The sequence below is a fragment of the Enterobacter sp. BIDMC109 genome, assembly GCF_001037885.1.
Classification (GTDB): domain Bacteria; phylum Pseudomonadota; class Gammaproteobacteria; order Enterobacterales; family Enterobacteriaceae; genus Enterobacter; species Enterobacter hormaechei_C.
The window spans coordinates 2,072,635-2,090,229 of the sequence record NZ_KQ090002.1 but is presented as its reverse complement, the minus strand read 5'-3'; the positions used below and the strand labels follow the sequence as shown (position 1 = coordinate 2,090,229).

The window sequence follows — 17,595 nt, the reverse complement described above, 5'->3', positions numbered from 1 at the left end:
AAAAACTGGACACATGTCCAGATTGCGATCCTACGTAAAGTTGAACACTTGTCCAGCTCTTTGTTACACTCGTTTCGTTGCCATTGAGAGTGAGAAATTATGCGTTATCTGAGCAAGGACGAGCGGCGGGAAGAGATCCTCCAGGCCGCGATGCGCGTGGCGCTGACCGAAGGATTCGCTGCAATGACCGTGCGCCGCATCGCCACCGAAGCGAGCGTCGCCACCGGGCAGGTACATCACCACTTTGCGTCGGCGGGCGAGCTTAAATCGCTGGCGTTTGTCCGGCTGATCCGCGATTTGCTGGATGCTGAAATCGTTGGCGAAAACGCTGGCTGGCGCGAGCGCCTGCATGCCATGCTCGGCAGCGATGACGGCGGGTTTGAGCCCTACATTCGACTGTGGCGGGAGGCGCAAATTCTCGCCAGCCGGGATAGCGATATCAAAGGCGCCTACGTTTTGACCATGGAGATGTGGCACCAGGAAACGGTCGCGATTATCCGCGCCGGGGCGGAGGCCAACGCCTTTACGCTTGCTGACCAGCCGGAAAATATCGCCTGGCGTTTAATTGGTCTGGTATGTGGCCTGGATGGCATATACGTATTAAATATGCCTGAAATGGACGACGCGGCATTTAATAAGCATCTGGATAAGCTTATTTCCCTCGAATTGTTTTAATACTCCCATCGGGGTATTAATTTCCGCAAATCGTTACAATTAGTAACACATAAAGCGAACCCTGATTCCCATTCCAAACTCAGGGATTCGCTTTTTTATCTATCCTTTCAGATGTATCCCATAACATCCAAAAATTTCTACAAACTGCCGAAAGGTATCTTTCTGTTTTCACTTCTTTTTTCTCTCCATTTGGGTAAGCAAGAGGGTGATATGTCACATCAAAGCGAGAAGAGTAATCAGCATCTGTTGAGTAACTGGAAACCGGAAAACGCGCAATTTTGGGAGAATAAAGGGAAACATATCGCACGTAGAAACCTGTGGATTTCCGTGGCGTGTTTGCTTCTCGCGTTTTGTGTATGGATGTTGTTTAGCGCTATTGCGGTAAATCTTAATAAGGTCGGATTTAATTTCAGCACCGATCAGCTTTTTATGCTAACGGCATTACCTTCTCTTTCCGGCGCGATATTGCGTGTCCCCTACTCTTTTATGGTGCCGATATTTGGCGGACGTTACTGGACCGTGTTAAGTACCGTTATCCTGGTCGTACCCTGTGTCTGGCTTGGGATCGCCATCCAGAATACCGCCACGCCTTACTGGGTCTTTATCATCATCGCACTGCTGTGCGGTTTTGCCGGCGCCAACTTCGCTTCCAGCATGGGAAACATCAGCTTCTTCTTCCCGAAAGCCAGACAGGGCAGCGCGCTGGGCATTAACGGCGGGCTGGGTAACCTGGGCGTGAGCGTGATGCAGCTGGTTGCGCCGCTGGTGATTTTTCTGCCGATGTTTACCTTCCTCGGCGTTCACGGCGTCCCCCAGGAGGATGGCTCGACGATGTGGCTGGCGAACGCGGCGTGGATCTGGGCCCCGCTGCTGATTCTTGCTACCCTTGCGGCGTTTTTTGGCATGAACGACATCGCCAGCTCGAAAGCGTCCATTGCCAGCCAGCTTCCGGTGCTTAAGCGCTTTCACCTCTGGCTGCTGAGCCTGCTTTATCTGGCCACCTTCGGCTCGTTTATCGGTTTCTCGGCAGGCTTTGCTATGCTGTCAAAAACCCAGTTTCCGGACGTGAATATCCTCCACCTCGCCTTCTTTGGCCCGCTGATCGGTGCCCTGGCGCGTTCCGCTGGCGGGATGATCTCGGACAGGCTGGGCGGCGTACGGGTGACGCTGATCAACTTCGTCTTTATGGCCATCTTTAGCGCCCTGATTTTCCTGACGCTCCCCGGGTCTGGTTCAGGCAGTTTTATGGCCTTCTATCTGGTCTTTATGGGCCTGTTTTTGACCGCAGGCCTGGGCAGCGGCTCGACCTTCCAGATGATCGCGATTATCTTTCGCCAAATCACCCTCGACCGCGTGAAAAAACATGGCGGGAGCGACGAACAGGCGCAGCATGAAGCGGTGACCGAAACGGCTGCCGCGCTGGGCTTTATCTCTGCCATCGGTGCGGTGGGCGGGTTCTTTATTCCCAAAGCCTTTGGCACATCCCTGGCGATGACCGGTTCCCCGGTGGGCGCCATGAAAGTCTTCCTCGTGTTTTACATCGTCTGCGTGCTCGTCACCTGGCTGGTGTACGGCCGCAAATCCTCACAAAAATAATAACTACATCTTCGCCGGAGCGTGATGCCTTACCCTCCGGCCATGCTATCGAAGCAGGAGAAATGTCATGAGCAAACTGTTGGACCGCTTCCGTTACTTCAAAACAAAAGGCGACAGTTTCGCCGATGGGCACGGGCAGGTGTACCACACCAACCGCGACTGGGAGGACAGCTACCGTCAGCGCTGGCAGTTCGATAAAATTGTGCGATCCACCCACGGCGTTAACTGCACCGGCTCCTGTAGCTGGAAAATTTATGTCAAAAATGGCCTGGTAACCTGGGAAACCCAGCAGACCGACTACCCGCGCACCCGCCCTGACCTGCCTAACCACGAACCGCGCGGCTGCCCGCGTGGCGCAAGCTACTCCTGGTATCTCTACAGCGCCAACCGTCTCAAGTACCCGCTGGTACGCCGCAGGCTGATCGAACTCTGGCGCGAGGCGCTGGCGCAGCATACCGATCCGGTGCTGGCCTGGGATGCCATTCAAAACGATCCGCAGAAAGCGCAGAGCTACAGGAAAGCGCGCGGAAAAGGCGGTTTTATCCGCTCAAACTGGAAAGAGCTTAACCAGCTGATTGCTGCCGCCAACGTCTGGACCATCAAAAACTACGGCCCGGATCGGGTAGCCGGTTTTTCCCCCATCCCGGCCATGTCGATGGTCTCTTATGCCGCCGGTACGCGCTATCTCTCCCTGCTCGGCGGCACCTGCCTGAGCTTCTATGACTGGTACTGCGATCTGCCTCCGGCGTCGCCGATGACCTGGGGCGAACAGACAGACGTGCCGGAATCGGCGGACTGGTACAACTCCAGCTATATCATTGCCTGGGGCTCGAACGTGCCGCAGACGCGCACCCCGGACGCCCACTTTTTTACCGAAGTGCGTTACAAAGGCACCAAGACCGTCGCCATTACGCCGGACTTCTCGGAGGTAGCGAAGCTCAGCGACCAGTGGCTGGCCCCCAAACAGGGTACCGACAGCGCCCTTGCCATGGCGATGGGCCATGTGATCCTTAAAGAGTTCCACCTTGATAACCCGAGCGAGTACTTCCTCAACTATTGCCGCCGCTACACCGACATGCCGATGCTGGTCCTGCTGGATGAACAGGCTGACGGTCGCGTGGTGCCGGGCCGCATGCTGCGCGCGTCGGATTTGGCCGACGGGCTGGGTGAAACCAATAATCCGGAGTGGAAAACCATCGCCTTTGACGTGGCCGGAAATCTGGTGGCGCCGAATGGTTCCATCGGCTTCCGCTGGGGTGAAAAAGGCAAATGGAACCTGGAGTCGCTGGCCGCGGGACAGGAAACCGAGCTGACGCTTTCCCTGCTCATCACCCACGACAGCGTGGCAGACGTGGCCTTCCCTTACTTCGGGGGCAACGAGAACCCGCATTTCCGCAGCGTGAAGCAGGAGCCGGTGCTGACGCGCCGAGTACCGAGTAAAACCCTGACGCTGGCCGACGGCAGCCAGAGACGCGTGGTGAGCGTGTACGATCTGGTGCTGGCAAACTACGGCCTCGATCGCGGTCTGGAAGACAGTAACGCGGCGACAAACTACGCCGAGATAAAAGCCTACACCCCGGCCTGGGGCGAACAAATTACCGGCGTCCCCGCTTATCTGATAGAAAAAATCGCCCGTGAATTTGCCGACACGGCGCACAAAACTCACGGTCGTTCGATGATCATCCTCGGGGCCGGTGTGAACCACTGGTACCACATGGACATGAACTACCGCGGGATGATCAACATGCTGGTCTTCTGCGGCTGCGTCGGGCAGAGCGGCGGCGGCTGGTCGCACTATGTCGGCCAGGAGAAGCTGCGCCCGCAAACCGGCTGGCTGCCGCTGGCCTTCGCGCTGGACTGGAACCGCCCGCCACGCCAGATGAACAGCACCTCCTACTTCTACAACCACGCCAGCCAGTGGCGCTATGAGAAGCTGACCGCCCAGGAGTTGCTTTCTCCCCTTGCAGACGCGACGAAATTCACCGGACACCTGATCGATTTCAACGTGCGCGCCGAGCGCATGGGCTGGCTGCCGTCGGCCCCTCAGCTCAACCTTAATCCGCTGCACGTGAAAGCCCGCGCCGACGCCGCCGGGATGTCGCCGCAGGATTATACCGTGCAGGCGTTAAAATCAGGTGATATTCGCTTCGCCTGTGAACAGCCCGACAACGGCAAGAACCACCCGCGCAATCTGTTCGTCTGGCGCTCGAACCTGCTCGGCTCGTCCGGGAAAGGCCATGAGTACATGCTGAAATATCTGCTTGGCACCGAAAGCGGTATTCAGGGTGAGGATTTAGGCTCAACGGACGACGTGAAACCTGAAGAGGTGGAATGGCAAACCGCCGCCATTGAGGGCAAGCTGGATCTGCTGGTGACGCTCGATTTCCGTATGTCCAGCACCTGCCTGTTCTCGGATATCGTCCTGCCCACCGCCACCTGGTATGAAAAAGACGATATGAATACCTCGGACATGCATCCGTTTATTCACCCGCTTTCCGCAGCCGTTGACCCGGCGTGGGAGTCCCGCAGCGACTGGGAGATTTACAAGGGCATCGCCAAAGTCTTCTCTGAAGTGTGCGTCGGACATCTCGGCACCGAAACTGACGTGGTGCTACAGCCGCTTCAGCATGACTCCCCGGGGGAGCTGTCGCAGCCTTTTGATATTCTGGACTGGCGCAAAGGCGAGTGCGATCTGATCCCCGGCAAAACCGCACCAAACATTGCAGTCGTCGAGCGCAACTATCCGGAAACCTACGAGCGCTTTACGGCCCTTGGGCCGCTGCTGGACAAGCTCGGCAACGGCGGAAAAGGCATATCGTGGAACACCCAGAACGAGGTCGATTTCCTCGGCAAGCTCAACTACGTCAAGCTCGACGGCCCGGCGAAAGGTCGCCCGCGCATCGAGACCGCCATTGACGCTTCAGAGGTGATCCTCGCCCTTGCGCCGGAAACTAACGGTCAGGTCGCGGTCAAAGCCTGGGAAGCCCTCGGCGAACTGACCGGACGCGATCACACTCATCTGGCGCTGAACAAATAAGATGAGAAAATCCGCTTCCGCGATATTCAGGCGCAGCCGCGCAAAATCATCTCCAGCCCGACGTGGTCCGGCCTTGAGAGCGAGCACGTCTCCTATAACGCAGGCTATACCAACGTTCACGAGCTGATCCCGTGGCGCACGATTTCGGGCCGCCAGCAGCTGTATCAGGATCATGCCTGGATGCGCGCCTTCGGGGAGAGTCTGGTGGCCTATCGTCCACCGATTGACACCCGCAGCGTTACCCATATGCGCGAAATCCCGCCGAACGGATTCCCGGAAAAAGCGCTTAACTTCCTGACGCCGCACCAGAAATGGGGCATTCATTCCACCTACAGCGAAAACCTGCTGATGCAGACCCTGTCGCGCGGGGGGCCAATCGTCTGGATCAGCGAAACCGACGCGCGCGAGCTGGGCATTGAGGACAACGACTGGATCGAAGCCTTCAACGCCAACGGCGCCCTCACCGCCCGCGCGGTGGTCAGCCAGCGCGTGCCGCCGGGCATGACCATGATGTACCACGCTCAGGAGCGCATCCTGAACATTCCGGGGTCAGAAGTAACCGGACGGCGCGGCGGGATCCACAACTCGGTCACCCGCGTCTGCCCGAAACCGACCCACATGATCGGCGGCTACGCGCAGCTGGCGTACAGCTTCAACTATTACGGCACCGTCGGCTCGAACCGCGACGAGTTCATCATGATCCGCAAAATGAAAAACATTAACTGGCTGGACGGCGAAGGTCGGGATCAGGTACAGGAGGCGAAAAAATGAAAATACGCTCACAGGTTGGCATGGTTCTGAATCTCGATAAATGCATTGGCTGCCACACCTGCTCGGTCACCTGTAAGAACGTCTGGACCGGGCGCGAAGGGATGGAGTACGCGTGGTTTAATAATGTCGAAACCAAACCGGGTATCGGCTATCCGAAAAACTGGGAAGATCAGGATGAGTGGCAAGGCGGCTGGATCCGCGGTATTCACGGCAAGCTGACCCCGCGCCTCGGCGGCAAAATGGGCGTGCTGTCGAAGATTTTCGCCAACCCCGTGTTGCCGCAGATTGACGATTACTATGAGCCCTTCACCTTCGATTACCAGGATCTGCACCGCGCGCCAGAGGGCGATCACCTCCCTACCGCCCGCCCGCGCTCGCTGATTGACGGCAAGCGAATGGATAAAATCAAATGGGGGCCCAACTGGGAAGAGCTGCTGGGCGGCGAGTTCGAAAAACGTGCCCGCGACCGCAATTTCCAGAAGATCCAGAAGGAGATGTACGGTCAGTTTGAAAACACCTTCATGATGTACCTGCCGCGCCTGTGCGAGCACTGCCTGAACCCGAGCTGCGTTGCCACCTGCCCGAGCGGTGCGATTTACAAGCGCGAAGAGGACGGCATTGTGCTGATCGACCAGGACAAATGCCGCGGCTGGCGTCTGTGCATCAGCGGCTGCCCGTACAAGAAAATCTACTTCAACTGGAAGAGCGGCAAGTCAGAGAAGTGCATCTTCTGCTACCCGCGCATTGAGTCCGGTCAGCCGACCGTCTGCTCGGAAACCTGCGTCGGGCGCATCCGCTACCTTGGCGTGCTGCTGTATGACGCGGACCGTATCGAGGAGGCAGCGAGCACCGAGCATGAAACCGATCTGTACGAGCGCCAGTGCGACGTGTTCCTTAACCCGAACGATCCGGCGGTGATTGAGGAAGCGCTAAAACAGGGTATTCCGCAGAACGTCATCGACGCGGCACAGCGTTCCCCGGTTTACAAAATGGCGATGGACTGGAAGCTTGCCCTGCCGCTGCATCCGGAATACCGCACCCTGCCGATGGTCTGGTATGTGCCGCCGCTGTCACCGATTCAGTCCTACGCGGACGCGGGTGGTTTGCCGCAGAGCGACGGCGTGCTGCCTGCCGTAGAAAGCCTGCGCATTCCGGTGCAGTACCTGGCAAACATGCTCAGCGCGGGCGATACCGGTCCGGTGCTGCGCGCCCTGAAGCGCATGATGGCGATGCGCCACTACAAGCGTTCCCAGACCGTGGAAGGCGTGACCGACACCCGCGCCATCGAAGAGGTCGGCCTGACGGAAGAACAGGTAGAAGAGATGTATCGCTACCTGGCGATTGCCAACTACGAAGACCGCTTCGTGATCCCGACCAGCCACCGCGAAATGGCGCGCGACGCCTTCCCGGAGAAAAACGGCTGCGGCTTCACCTTTGGCGACGGCTGCCACGGTTCCGACACCAAATTCAACCTCTTCAACAGCAGCCGCATTGACGCGATCAACATCACCGAGGTGCGTGAACACGGGGAGGGAGAGTAATGCAGATCCTCAAAATCATCGCGCTGCTCATTGAGTATCCCGATGAGTTGCTGTGGGAAAACCGTGACGAAGCGCTTTCCCTGGTGGAACAGGACGCGCCCATGCTGCTGCCGTTTGCGCAGCAGCACCTGAGCGCCCCGCTGCTGGATAAGCAGGCCGAATGGTGCGAAGTGTTTGAACGGGGGCGCGCAACCTCGCTACTGCTGTTCGAACACGTTCACGCCGAGTCCCGCGATCGCGGTCAGGCGATGGTCGATCTCATGAGCCAGTATGAGAAAGCCGGCCTTCAGCTTGACTGCCGCGAGCTGCCGGACTATCTGCCGCTCTATCTGGAATATCTCAGTATCGTCAGCGATGACGAGGCGCGTGAAGGGCTGCAAAACGTCGCGCCGATCCTGGCGCTGATTGGTGGACGCCTGAAACAGCGTGAGGTAGCACATTACCAGCTGTTTGACGCCCTGCTGACGCTGGCCGGAACGCGCCTTTCCAGCGACAGCGTGGCGAAACAGGTGTCCGGTGAAAAACGGGATGATACCCGTCAGGCGCTGGACGCCGTGTGGGAAGAGGAACAGGTGAAGTTTATTGAAGACAACGCCACATCGTGCGACAGCTCGCCGATGCAGCAATATCAACGACGCTTTAGCCAGGACGTCGCGCCGCAGTACGTGGACGTCAGCGCCGGAGGCCCAAAATGACACATTACCTGAACGTGTTTTTCTATGACATTTATCCGTACATCTGCGCCACCGTGTTTTTCCTTGGCAGCTGGTTGCGCTACGACTACGGGCAGTACACCTGGCGCGCATCGTCCAGCCAGATGCTCAGCAAGCGCGGTATGAACTGGGGCTCTAACCTGTTTCATATTGGCATTCTGGGGATCTTCTTCGGGCACCTGTTCGGCATGTTAACCCCGCACTGGATGTACGCCTGGTTTTTACCCATCGCGGTTAAACAGCAGTTAGCCATGATTGCGGGGGGTATTTGCGGGGTGCTGACGTTGATTGGCGGGTCGATGCTGCTGATCCGCCGCCTGTTCAACCAGCGGGTGCGTGCCACGTCCACCACGCCGGATATTATCATCATGAGTATCCTGCTGCTTCAGTGCATCCTTGGGCTGTCGACCATTCCTTTCTCCGCCCAGTATCCTGACGGAAGCGAGATGATGAAGCTGGTCGGCTGGGCGCAGGGGATCGTGACGTTTAAGGGAGGCTCGTCAGAAATGCTGAGCGGCGTCGCACCGATCTTCCGCGTGCATCTGGTGCTGGGGATGACGATCTTCCTTATCTTCCCGTTCACCCGTCTGGTGCACGTGTGGAGCGCGCCGTTTGAGTACTTCACCCGTCGCTATCAGGTAGTGAGATCGCGCCGTTGATTTTGTCGGGTGGCGGCTTCGCCTTACCCGACCTACGTTTCAAGCCGCTGTAGGCCCGGTAAGGCGTAGCCGCCACCGGGCTATTTACCTGCCTGTGGATGCGTATCAAACCCCGCCATCACGACCGTCAGCTCTGCCAGGGTAAAGCCGTGCTTCGGGTCATCAACGCCCAGGCCAAACCGCGCCTGCATCAGCTTATACAGCGCCTCCGCATCCGGCAAATGGATCTGCTCCTCCACATGCCCGTTCTGCCAGTGGGTAAAATTAAAGTTGGTCAGCGTCAGCTTGCCCCCGTCCGGCAGGTGGCGACACATCAGCAGGTGATGACGGAAATGGGACTGCGGCCAGTGCGCCGACCAGAAGTTTCCCATCACGTAATCGTTGAAGTATTGGGTCGCCAGGTCGAAGTGGTACATCGACTGCCAGTGCTCGTGATGGCGGAATTGCAGTACCCAGTCGTTACCCTCGCTCAGCAAACGATAACGCCCGTGTGGGGTTTCCTGTTCCTCGTTGGCGATCAAACGAATCGGCGCCGTCAGCGTTTGTCCGCCAAATCCCACATCGGCGATCAAGCGCTCGCCGTTCAGCTCAACCAGCAGCAACCGGTGCGTGCGTGGCGGCATCTGCGACGGATTGGCCAGCACAACCCGCCCCAGCACGCTGCGCACCGTAAACCCGACTTCGCGCAACACCCGCTCAAACAGGCCGTTTTGCTCGAAGCAATACCCCCCCCGACGCGCGGTGACCAGTTTATCCACCAGACACCCGTCGTCCAGATGGATTTCCCGCGGCAAAACAACATCGATATTTTCGAAAGGGATTGCGCAGTTATGGTGTAAATGCAGCCCCCGCAGGGTATCGATATCAACCTGTACGGGCTGCTGCCAGCCCGTGCGGGCGAAATAAGCACTCAGAAATGGGGACATGATTTGCTCCAGGATGTGATATCCCCTGTTTATAAACTATTTTCCCTTATGCATATGCGCAAAAGTGCTTTTTCGTCATACTCATCGTGTACATGAGGAGATCCTATGAACCACTTTCGCCCTGTTGAATTACGCCATGCCAGCCGTCTTCTGAATCACGGTCCAACCGTGCTCATCACCAGCCGGGATGAGACCATCGATCGTCGCAACGTCATGGCCGCCGCATGGTCTATGCCGGTGGAATTTGAGCCCCCGCGTATCGCGATTGTGGTAGACAAAAGCGCGTGGTCACGGGAGTTGATCGAACGCAGCGGGAAATTCGGCATTGTGATCCCCGGCGTGGCGGCAGCCAACTGGACCTGGGCGGTCGGCAGCGTCAGCGGGCGCGACGAGGATAAATTTAACTGCTACGGGATCCCGGTTATTTATGGCCCTGAGCTTGGCCTGCCGGTTATAGAAGAAAAATGTCTGGCGTGGATGGAGTGCCGGTTATTACCTGTAACCTCTGCGGCCGAGAAATATGACACTCTGTTTGGCGAAGTGGTTTCCGCCGCGGCGGATGAACGCGCATTTGTCGCCGGACGCTGGCAGTTTGACGGGGATAAGCTGAATACGCTGCATCATCTGGGTGCGGGTACGTTTGTCGCGAGCGGGAAAATGGTCAAGGCGCTGGAATGATTTTTTAATTATACCGATCTGAATTATATAAAATTTCTATGGCATTTTATGTTTACCACTGCGTTGTAGAACGGAGGATATTTCTTGAGTTGCTGAGTTAGCAATTCCCCGTTAAGGAAATATTGATGTCCTGGATAGATATGGCGAAATTTTATATTCCAAATAAAATGCTCAAGCAAAAAGCATCGGTAATTAGGCACATTATGTCATCGAAGCCACTCTTCTTTTTACTTTTCATCCTGTCTTCCTTAGCGGGCGCGGAAACCACCTATGCACCGGGGCTAGTGGCGCTTAAATTCAATCAATGGTATATAGCGCAGTTAGATCAGAACAAACCGCCCGTACTCAATCCAGACATTATGAACGAGTACGTAGCCTCAGGGACCATTGCAGCAATTAAAGAAATGTACTCTGGCGACAGTAACGACAAAGATATGCCCGATGCGGATATGTTTATCAAAGCGCAGGACTGGGATGATGACTGGAATCAGATAACCGTCTTACATTCTGATTTTGACGCCGTTTGCACAAACGTCTATGTCGCATTTGGTAAGAAGCAAGATCATGTTATTGCAGATTGTCTCGTTGAAGAGCAAGGAAAATGGAAAGTGCGATCGGCGACGCTAATTAAGTAACAGGCATAAACTCCCTGTCGTAATAATAAAGGCACATGGTAGCCAAATGACTACCATGTGCAATTAATTAACTCTTCACACGCTTCGTAATAATCTCATCCGCCACATTCCGCGGAGCTTCCGCAAAATGATCGAACTCCATCGTATACGTCGCGCGCCCTTGGGACATCGAGCGCAGCGTGGTGGCGTAGCCAAACATCTCAGCCAGCGGGACGTCAGCGCGAATAATCTGGCTGCCGTACTGCTCTGCCATCCCCTGCACCAGGCCGCGACGGGAGGAGAGATCGCCCATAATGTTCCCGGCGTACTCTTCCGGAGTTTCCACCTCAACGTGCATGACCGGCTCAAGAATAACCGGATCCGCCCGCCGTGCGCCCTCTTTGAAGCCGAGGATCGCCGCCATGCGGAAGGCCATCTCCGAGGAGTCAACGTCATGGTAGGAACCAAACGTCAGGGTCGCTTTCACATCCACCACCGGATAGCCCGCCAGCACTCCCGTATTCATGGCTTCTCGCAAGCCTTTTTCCACCGACGGGATGTACTCCCGCGGCACCACCCCGCCTTTGGTGGCATCTTCAAACACAAAACCACTCCCGGCGGCTAACGGCTCAAGGCTCAGGACCACATGACCGTACTGCCCTTTCCCGCCGGACTGTCGGACAAATTTACCTTCAATATCCTTCACCGCTTTACGCAGAGTTTCACGGTAGGTGACCTGCGGACGACCAATGTTCACCTCAACGCCAAACTCACGCTTCATGCGGTCAACGATGATCTCCAGATGCAACTCGCCCATCCCGGAGATAATGGTCTGTCCGGACTCTTCGTCCGTGTGCAGGCGAAACGACGGATCCTCCGCCGCCAGGCGCTGTAGGGCGATCCCCATTTTCTCCTGATCGGCCTTGGTTTTCGGCTCAATCGCCAGCGAAATAACCGGGTCCGGGAACTCCATCCGTTCAAGGGTGATCACCGCATTCGGGTCGGTCAGCGTGTCACCGGTGGTGACGTCTTTCAGCCCGACACAGGCCGCGATATCCCCTGCGCGCAGTTCGTCCACCTCATGGCGATCGTTGGCATGCATCAGCACGATGCGCCCGATACGTTCTTTCTTACCCTTCACCGGGTTGTACACCGCGTCGCCTTTACGCAGTATGCCGGAATAGACGCGGATAAAGGTCAGCTGGCCGACGTACGGATCGCTCATCAGCTTGAAGGCCAGCGCCGAGAACGGTTCATCATCGCTTGGGTGGCGCTCGGCGTGCTGTCCGTCTTCGTCAACCCCATCAATAGCGGGCACGTCCAGTGGGGACGGCATCAATTCAATTACCGCGTCGAGCATGCGCTGCACGCCCTTGTTCTTGAAGGCGCTGCCGCACAGCATGGGCTGTATTTCACCGGAGATGGTCCGGACGCGCAGCCCCTGGATGATTTCCGCTTCATCCAGTTCGCCCGTCTCAAGGTACTTATCCATAAGCTCATCGCTGGCTTCTGCCGCAGCCGAAACCATTTTTTCTCGCCACGCCTGGGCGGTACTCAGCAGATCGTCAGGCACTGGCGCATAGCTGAACGCCATGCCCTGCGTCGTATCGTCCCACAGAATGGTGCGCATCTTGATGAGATCCACCACGCCGGTGAAGTGTTCTTCTGCCCCCACGGGGATCACAATCGGGACCGGATTGGCTTTCAGCCGCTCCTGCATCATCTGCACCACGCGGAAGAAATCCGCACCCGGGCGGTCCATTTTGTTGACGAATGCCAGGCGCGGGACGTGATATTTATTCGCCTGACGCCAGACGGTCTCCGACTGCGGCTGCACGCCACCGACGGAGTCATAGACCATCACCGCACCGTCGAGCACACGCATGGAACGTTCCACCTCAATGGTGAAATCCACGTGCCCGGGGGTGTCGATAATATTGATGCGGTGCGGTTCAAAGCCTCTGTCCATACCGGGCCAGAAACAGCTTACCGCCGCCGACGTAATGGTGATCCCGCGCTCCTGCTCCTGCGCCATCCAGTCGGTGGTTGCCGCGCCATCGTGTACTTCACCCAGCTTGTGGCTCATCCCGGTGTAAAACAGGATGCGCTCAGTGGTGGTTGTTTTGCCCGCATCGATATGCGCGGAGATACCGATGTTGCGATAACGTTCGAGTGGAATGGGTCGGGGCATGTTATTTCCTTAAGTCTTCATGACTGGTTTGTGACGACCGGGATGGTCGCGTGTTCGTTCGTTTGTTATAATAGTCCTATTGTACGAGTATTATCGAACTATTTTTTAACGGTTGACCTATTGTTGATATAGCTCAATCTCACGCGAGACGCAGGAAAACGATGATCCCAAACCACCCGGAACCTGAACAAATAGTGTTGGAAAATGTGCTGTTCGCCCTCGGCAACCCGCTGCGATTAGCGATTATCCGCAGGCTGGCCGACGGCAGCGAACTGAGCTGTAACGCGCTGCGCCCGGAAGAGGTGGTGAAATCTACTATGACTCACCACTGGCGCGTGCTGCGCGACAGCGGCGTGATCTGGCAGCGCCCGCAGGGGCGCGAGAATATGATCTCACTGAGAAGAGAGGATCTGGACGCCCGCTTTCCTGGACTGCTGGCGATCCTGCTCCAGGCTAAGTAGCGGCAGCGTCCTCAAGACGATAAACCGGAATGCGCCGTATTGTTCCGGTAAGGGTGTCGAACACCTCCCTATCGGACGTGACTATTCTCATCCCGGTCTTCCTTAACCGCTGCACCTCGGCGGCTATGCGCTGGAGGCCAAACCAGAAAAGCCCGTCAAGCGCGGTGACCGCAAGCCCCTGTTCCAGCGCCAGCTGGAGGCGCTCGCGGGGGGCTTTCACCTGCTGAGCGATTTGCCGGTAAGGCACTTCCGAACCGCCGGACGCATCGATCCGCTGAATACGGGTCTTCAGGTGGTAGGTAAATTCATCCGGAATGCCGTTCAAATCCTGTTTAAGGCTGTAGACGCAGCCAAACCGCTTCCCGTTGAACAGGACATTTTTTTGACTGAGCTGAAACTCATTTCTGATGCTATCAATCAGCTGCGGTGCACGGGTAAGAAGTAACCGGAAGGGAAGCTCAAAGCTGGTCACATAATCCACGTTCAGCAGCGCGAGACGCAGCCGCTCTTCTGCCCCGGATTTCTGGTCATGACACTCGCGCATCACCTCCGCCCACTGGCGCGTCAGACGTTCCGGCTCACCGGCTTCGGTGAGGAGGTATTTTTCCAGATGATAATCGACTCTTCCGGTCATGTTGGGCATCCCGTCAATATGGATGCGGTAATTCTATCCAGCGCGGCAGGATTTATAAAGGGCGGAGCGCACCGGCATCCGCCCTGCCGGGCTACTGCTGGATACTCGACCGGTCCGAAATATCGCTGGCAGAAAAGGTTCTTGCAGTAGACGCGACCTGTTTTTTGCGTTTATACCGGTCCGGCTGGCCTTCAGGGCGGGTTTTGAACCGGCGATGCAGCCACATATATTGCTCAGGCGCCATCATCACGGCGCGCTCAATCGCTCTGTTCATTTGCGTGGCCACCGACGCTTTGTCGCCTCCCTGCAAGGTATCGCTAATATCTTCCAGAATAATCAGCTCATACCCTGTGCCGTCTGCTTTTCTGCGCGGTACAAACGGGATCACGGCCGGTCTGGCACTTTTCACCAGCATGTAGCTCCCGGCAGTTGTCGCGGCGTCCGGGACGGCAAAAAACGGCACAAACACGCTATTCGTTTTGCCATAATCGTGGTCCGGGGCATACCACAGGATCTCGTTTTGCTTCAGCGCGCGGATCATGCCCTTCAGGTCATAGCGGTCAAGCATGGTTTTATTGGAACGCAGACGACCGCGCGTTTGCAGCCAGTCGAGCAACGCATTATTGTTGGGACGATACACACCAATACCCGCGTTGAGCATGCCAAAGATGCGTGCGCCTAATTCCAGCGTGAGAAAATGCATGCCAATGAGCACCACTCCCCTTCCTTGCGCCCGCGCCTGTTCCATATGTTCGTAGCCGGTTACGCTGAAGTGTTTCCGTACGCGCCAGTCTGGCCAGAACCACGCTATCCCCGTTTCGATGACGCCCATTCCAACCGATTCAAAATTACGCTCAAGTAAACGCTCGCACTCGTCCTCTTTCATATCAGGAAAGCAAAGCTCAAGATTTCGTCTGGCGATCTCCACGCGGCGTGGAAGCAGGCGCATAGCCAGACGCCCAAGCCCGTGACCTATTTTCAACAGCAGCGGGTACGGAAGCTGAACCGTGCACCAGAGCGCGGCAATGCCTGCCCAGCTGAGCCAGTAACGAGGATGAATAAAGGCGAGTGAAAACTGAGGTAATTTTGTCATGGAAAAATTATCCTTTTACTAATTTGTACTTAATCTGGTGCAGTTGCAGTGCTTACCTGCTGATTCAACGAATATTGTTCGGAAGGATGAATTGTAGCGGAATCGTTATGGTTTTTATTATCGATTTTTGCGAAAGGGAATAAAAGCGAGGAGCGCCGGGTGATATTGCACCACCCGGCAGGCAAGTTACATCGAATAACCGGGCTTCTTAATCAGTTCATCCAGTTTCGGGCCGATCTCGGTATCCCAGACCTGCGCCTTCCAGTCAGCTTCCTGAACCTCCTGAAGCGCCACGGAGATTGAGCGATCTTTGCTGTTCAGATGACGGGCGATCGCTTCGGCGATATCCGCCGCCAGGGCCGTTTTTTGTTCGTCAGTCAGATCGCGTGGAAAACATTTGATATCAACGTGTGGCATGGGCAGGGCTCCTTTTATAGGTGAGCGTTCCACGTTATCAGATTATATCGTTAGCTTTTAGCACCTTGTGCAGTTCCGGCAGCGCGCAGACGGCATCCGCGACGGCGGTAATATTAGGCGTGTTAGTGGCAAACCACTCATGACGTGGCCCCCAGGTACGCGCAACGGCAATATAGACGTCAAGCAGCGTCAGCTGTTTGCCAAACGCAAACGGCGAGGCGCTGAGCTGGCTGTCGAACCACAGATAGAGCGATTTTCGGTACTCAATGCAATTTTTCTTCAGCTGTTCCGGGGCATCAGGCACCCAGCGTTCCGGGTAATCTGCATACGTAAAGGTGGGATAGACGTTCGCCACAAACCAGATGAGCAGGCGCTGAAACTGCTGGCGCTCGGCCTGCCCTACGGGCGGCGCGAGGTCGGGACGTCTGTCGAGCACCATCAGGGCGATCGCTGCGGTTTCCGTCACGATCGCCCCATTTTCCAGCTCCAGCGTCGGCACCTGGCACAGCGGGTTCAGTTTTAACAGCAATTCGCGCTGCGGGCCGGGCTGGTCAAACCCGTCCACGTTGACGAACTGATACGGGATGTCTGCCAGAGTCAGCATCACTTCACTGATTGCCGATCCCCAGCCGGGTACGCCATAGAGTTTGATCATGTTGCCCCCTCAGGGATGAAAACCCTAAGTGTAGAGCACCATTAGTAGGTTATCCCGGGCGGGTTAACGTCAGAAGAAGTCACCGCTTCGCCCGCCTCCCCCCAGCGCGCCAGCACCTTTTGATACTCCCCGCGCTTAATCGCACCGTCCAGCGCAGCCTGCAACGCATACACCAGCCCATTACCTTTTTTGGTTGTGGTGGCGACATAGGCTTTCTTCGGCCCTAATCCCACGACGCGGGTTTTGCCGGTTAACGCGGCTTTGTAGGCCGAAACGGACTGCGGTCCAAAGAAAACATCCGCCCTGCCGGACTGAATATAAAGATTGCCTGAGGCGTCGTCGGTCAGATAAACCGGCAACGCAGGCTCGCGCCCGGCCTTTTTATTCTCTTCGTTCCAGCCCAGCAGAATACGTTCCTGATTGGTGCCTGACCCGACAATCACCTTTTTACCGGCCAGATCTTTCGCACGGGTGATCGACTGTACGTTGCTGGTGGATTTCACCGAGAAGGCGAGGGAATCGACGCGATAGGTCGCAAAATCGAACTTCGCCTTACGTTGCTCGGTGACGGCGATATTCACCAACGCCACGTCATAACGCCCGGAAGTGATCCCCAGCGGCCAGTCTTCCCACGCCGTTGGCACCAGCTTCAGCTTCAGCCCCAGACTGCCCGCCAGCAACCGGGCGATATCCGGGTCGCTGCCAATACGGGTGCGGTTATCACTGGCCAGCAGCGCCAGCGGCGGAGAATTCAGGGCTGAAATCGCCACCGTGAGGGTACCCGGCTCAACAAATTTATAGTTCGCCGGGATTTTCGCCACTGCCTGTTGATCAACCGTCACCGGCAGCGGCTGTTCGTTGGCCTTTAAATCAATGCTGGCGTAGCTCGCCGTCGTGAAGACCAGCCCCGCCAGGAGTCCATATTTCATCTGCG

15 protein-coding genes and 1 pseudogene are annotated in these 17,595 nt (G+C 56.6%); 9 read left to right on the top strand and 7 right to left on the bottom strand.

Annotation, left to right across the window (positions count from 1 at the left end; all coding sequences use genetic code 11):
- Positions 1-99 precede the first annotated feature (99 nt).
- From SK62_RS09955 to narI, 6 genes and pseudogenes are all read left to right on the top strand, one after another.
- Positions 100-675: a TetR family transcriptional regulator gene (locus SK62_RS09955; protein WP_047719528.1), complete on the top strand. Its 576-nt coding sequence runs from the start codon at positions 100-102 to the stop codon at positions 673-675.
- 210 nt (positions 676-885) lie between these two features.
- Positions 886-2,271, top strand: a complete 1,386-nt coding sequence (locus SK62_RS09950; RefSeq protein WP_047719608.1) for a NarK family nitrate/nitrite MFS transporter — start codon at positions 886-888, stop codon at positions 2,269-2,271.
- 67 nt (positions 2,272-2,338) lie between these two features.
- Positions 2,339-6,079: pseudogene (locus SK62_RS09945) on the top strand (nitrate reductase subunit alpha).
- A complete protein-coding gene (gene narH, locus SK62_RS09935) occupies positions 6,076-7,620 on the top strand; it encodes a nitrate reductase subunit beta (RefSeq protein ID WP_032648393.1) in 1,545 nt (514 codons plus the stop codon). The pseudogene SK62_RS09945 and the gene narH overlap by 4 nt, the downstream one beginning before the upstream one ends.
- Positions 7,620-8,315, top strand: a complete 696-nt coding sequence (gene narW, locus SK62_RS09930; RefSeq protein WP_017382295.1) for a nitrate reductase molybdenum cofactor assembly chaperone — start codon at positions 7,620-7,622, stop codon at positions 8,313-8,315. The genes narH and narW overlap by 1 nt, the downstream gene beginning before the upstream one ends.
- Positions 8,312-8,992 (top strand): respiratory nitrate reductase subunit gamma, encoded by a 681-nt coding sequence (narI, locus tag SK62_RS09925; RefSeq protein WP_032653662.1) that lies wholly within the window; start codon positions 8,312-8,314, stop codon positions 8,990-8,992. Before narW ends, narI begins: the two co-directional genes overlap by 4 nt.
- 80 nt (positions 8,993-9,072) lie before the next feature.
- Here narI and nhoA read toward each other — a convergent pair whose 3' ends face one another.
- Positions 9,073-9,918, bottom strand: a complete 846-nt coding sequence (gene nhoA, locus SK62_RS09920) for an N-hydroxyarylamine O-acetyltransferase (RefSeq protein WP_048249505.1) — start codon at positions 9,916-9,918, stop codon at positions 9,073-9,075.
- Between the two features lie 105 nt (positions 9,919-10,023).
- On the opposite strand from nhoA, the gene SK62_RS09915 reads away from it, so the two are divergent.
- Both SK62_RS09915 and SK62_RS09910 read left to right on the top strand, forming a co-directional pair.
- Positions 10,024-10,596: a flavin reductase family protein gene (locus SK62_RS09915; RefSeq protein ID WP_039270701.1), complete on the top strand. Its 573-nt coding sequence runs from the start codon at positions 10,024-10,026 to the stop codon at positions 10,594-10,596.
- Positions 10,597-10,799: 203 nt separating this feature from the next.
- The gene (locus tag SK62_RS09910; protein WP_032620331.1) at positions 10,800-11,231 is read left to right on the top strand and encodes a DUF3828 domain-containing protein; all 432 of its coding nucleotides are present in this window, start codon (positions 10,800-10,802) and stop codon (positions 11,229-11,231) included.
- Positions 11,232-11,298: 67 nt separating this feature from the next.
- On the opposite strand, the gene fusA is transcribed toward SK62_RS09910, so the two are convergent.
- Positions 11,299-13,401: an elongation factor G gene (gene fusA, locus SK62_RS09905; RefSeq protein WP_047719527.1), complete on the bottom strand. Its 2,103-nt coding sequence runs from the start codon at positions 13,399-13,401 to the stop codon at positions 11,299-11,301.
- 161 nt (positions 13,402-13,562) lie between these two features.
- Here fusA and SK62_RS09900 point away from each other — a divergent pair, with 161 nt between their 5' ends.
- The gene (locus SK62_RS09900; RefSeq protein WP_000612740.1) at positions 13,563-13,862 is read left to right on the top strand and encodes an ArsR/SmtB family transcription factor; all 300 of its coding nucleotides are present in this window, start codon (positions 13,563-13,565) and stop codon (positions 13,860-13,862) included.
- Here SK62_RS09900 and SK62_RS09895 read toward each other — a convergent pair.
- From SK62_RS09895 to SK62_RS09875, 5 genes are all read right to left on the bottom strand, one after another.
- Positions 13,855-14,496 (bottom strand): ECs1377 family protein, encoded by a 642-nt coding sequence (locus SK62_RS09895; protein WP_047719526.1) that lies wholly within the window; start codon positions 14,494-14,496, stop codon positions 13,855-13,857. The genes SK62_RS09900 and SK62_RS09895 overlap by 8 nt on opposite strands.
- 91 nt (positions 14,497-14,587) lie before the next feature.
- Positions 14,588-15,589, bottom strand: coding sequence for a Kdo(2)-lipid IV(A) acyltransferase (locus SK62_RS09890; protein WP_032653673.1), 1,002 nt, complete (start codon positions 15,587-15,589; stop codon positions 14,588-14,590).
- A gap of 186 nt (positions 15,590-15,775) precedes the next feature.
- Positions 15,776-16,006 carry a tautomerase PptA gene (gene pptA, locus SK62_RS09885; protein ID WP_003857012.1) on the bottom strand — a complete coding sequence of 77 codons (231 nt, stop codon included), beginning with the start codon at positions 16,004-16,006 and terminating at the stop codon, positions 15,776-15,778.
- A 37-nt stretch (positions 16,007-16,043) separates the two neighbouring features.
- On the bottom strand, positions 16,044-16,661 hold the full coding sequence (locus tag SK62_RS09880) for a glutathione S-transferase family protein (protein ID WP_006810732.1): 618 nt from the start codon (positions 16,659-16,661) through the stop codon (positions 16,044-16,046).
- Positions 16,662-16,702: 41 nt separating this feature from the next.
- Entirely contained in the window at positions 16,703-17,590 is an 888-nt protein-coding gene (locus tag SK62_RS09875; protein ID WP_017382289.1) for a transporter substrate-binding domain-containing protein, read from the bottom strand.
- Between the last annotated feature and the right edge of the window lie 5 nt (positions 17,591-17,595).